Source organism: Carnobacterium sp. (assembly GCF_040274945.1).
Lineage (GTDB): Bacteria > Bacillota > Bacilli > Lactobacillales > Carnobacteriaceae > Carnobacterium_B.
The window spans coordinates 1-1,788 of sequence record NZ_JBEMAR010000026.1; the positions used below are offsets into that span (position 1 = coordinate 1).

At 32.8% G+C, this 1,788-nt stretch carries 3 protein-coding genes; 1 reads left to right on the forward strand and 2 read right to left on the reverse strand.

Features of this window, described 5'->3' with window-relative positions; genetic code table 11:
• Window positions 1-468: 468 nt before the first annotated feature.
• The gene (gene rpsN / locus ABS916_RS12845) at window positions 469-738 is read right to left on the reverse strand and encodes a 30S ribosomal protein S14 (RefSeq protein ID WP_026466372.1); all 270 of its coding nucleotides are present in this window, start codon (window positions 736-738) and stop codon (window positions 469-471) included.
• Window positions 739-869: 131 nt separating this feature from the next.
• On the opposite strand from rpsN, the gene ABS916_RS12850 reads away from it, so the two are divergent.
• Window positions 870-974 (forward strand): putative metal homeostasis protein, encoded by a 105-nt coding sequence (locus tag ABS916_RS12850; RefSeq protein ID WP_158320048.1) that lies wholly within the window; start codon window positions 870-872, stop codon window positions 972-974.
• A 62-nt stretch (window positions 975-1,036) separates the two neighbouring features.
• On the opposite strand, the gene ABS916_RS12855 is transcribed toward ABS916_RS12850, so the two are convergent.
• Window positions 1,037-1,788 (reverse strand): hypothetical protein (locus ABS916_RS12855; RefSeq protein ID WP_350452271.1); only part of this gene is annotated, 752 nt, incomplete at its 5' end.

Genomic DNA, 1,788 nt, shown 5'->3' on the forward strand with positions numbered 1-1,788 from the left:
CACACGATCTTCGTTTAATAGACCAATGCGATAAAGTCTATGAAATGAATGATGGGGTCTTAACTTTAAGAGAAAATACTGATACGACTAAGGATGTACAGATGGTTTAAAATGAAAGCTTGATTAGACAGATAAAGGGCAAGATTATAGATCAAATAGTGGAAAAAACATTTCCTAGTCCATGTTTTCTCTTACTAGGTCATATCTTTAGCTTTCTTATAATAATCTATTAGAAGAGGAGACAAACAACTTGTGTTTGCGCTCCTTTTTTAATGGCTCTTCGTCAAATCGGACTGATGAGAATAATTTCAGCTCTACAATATATAGGACTGATGACTAAAATTGCTTTATGTGGACACCTTACAAATTAAAGAGATAATATTCAAGTGTTATGAAAAAATCCCTAGTTTACATATACTATTCAGTAAACTAAGGATTTCTTTGTCATATAAATATGCTATTAAAGTATTAGAATGATGCTTTTTTTACACCAGGGATTTTTCCTTGGTGAGCTAATTCTCTAAAGCGAATCCGACTTACGCCAAATTTACGCATAAAGCCATGTGGGCGACCATCAATTCTGTCTCGATTGTGTATACGGGTAGGTGAGGCATTACGTGGTAATTTGCTTAAACCTTCATAATCACCTACTGCTTTTAACGCTTCACGTTTTTCTCTATATTTTTCTACGGTTGCAAGTTGTTTTTGTGCTTTCGCAATCTTTGATTTCTTAGCCATAAATAAATCCTTTCTGTACCATGTGTTGACAAATGTTGTAAAAATAGTTAATATGAAATCCTAATATGTAAATCGTAATCATTACGATTTTAACTACTTACTATTAAAAAGTCAAGGAGGAAGGAAGTATCATGGCAGAAAAAATGGATTTAGCAAGCGCTCGTCGTCGAATGAAAAGCCCAAACCGTAAAACACGCCAACGGGCACAAAAAGTGATTAAGGCTTTAAAGAAATAAAAATAGCGAAAGAGTTGATTGGAATGAAAATCTAATCAACTCTTTCGCTTTTATCATACAATTTATTCTTCTAGTTTCATTTGTTTCTTAAATTCTTGATAACGTATGTGGTCAATAACCGTTTCTAACGACTGGAAATTATATTGGTAGGACTCACTTGTAATGGTATAAATTTCCTTACCAGGGATAGGCGGTATAGAGAATGAGCTACAAATAATATCGTAGGGACTTTCTGCAAGTAATTCTTCAGATATATCGTAGTTATCCCAAGTTGAAACATTTACCCGTGAGCCAAAGACTGTTTTGATGTTATCAGCAACCTGTTTAGAACCTTCCCAGGTAATTTCACCTAATACTACGATATTTACTGGAGGTACTTTATTGGCTAAGTTAATAAATAAATCTTCCCAATAATTTAGTACAGAATAGACAATCGCGTAAAGGAGATTTGGATTGTAGTCGTCTCCTAAAATCAATTTACAATAGCCACGCATGCCCTCAAATACAGCATCATAGAATGCCGGATAGTAATTACGAATTTTTTGATAATGTTCCCAGTATAAATTTCGTAAAATGAATGGATGAACGGTTACCTGATTTTCAATTAAGACAATATTATATAATTCCAACAATAATGCTTCGCGATTAGGTAAGGGAATCTTAAACTGTTCAATCAAACTATCAAGAGTATCTTCAAGATAAGTTAAAATTTCCTGTATGTGTGAATCAGAATTTCTAAGTGCTTCTATTTCTGCATAATCATATTTAAAATCTTGTTCAATATATAAACCTAAAATTTGTTCAATATATTCTT

Coding starts and splice junctions, on each gene's coding strand:
- rpsN (WP_026466372.1), bottom strand. CDS start 738: ATGGCTAAGAAATCAAAGATTGCGAAAGCACAAAAACAACTTGCAACC.
- ABS916_RS12850 (WP_158320048.1), top strand. CDS start 870: ATGGCAGAAAAAATGGATTTAGCAAGCGCTCGTCGTCGAATGAAAAGC.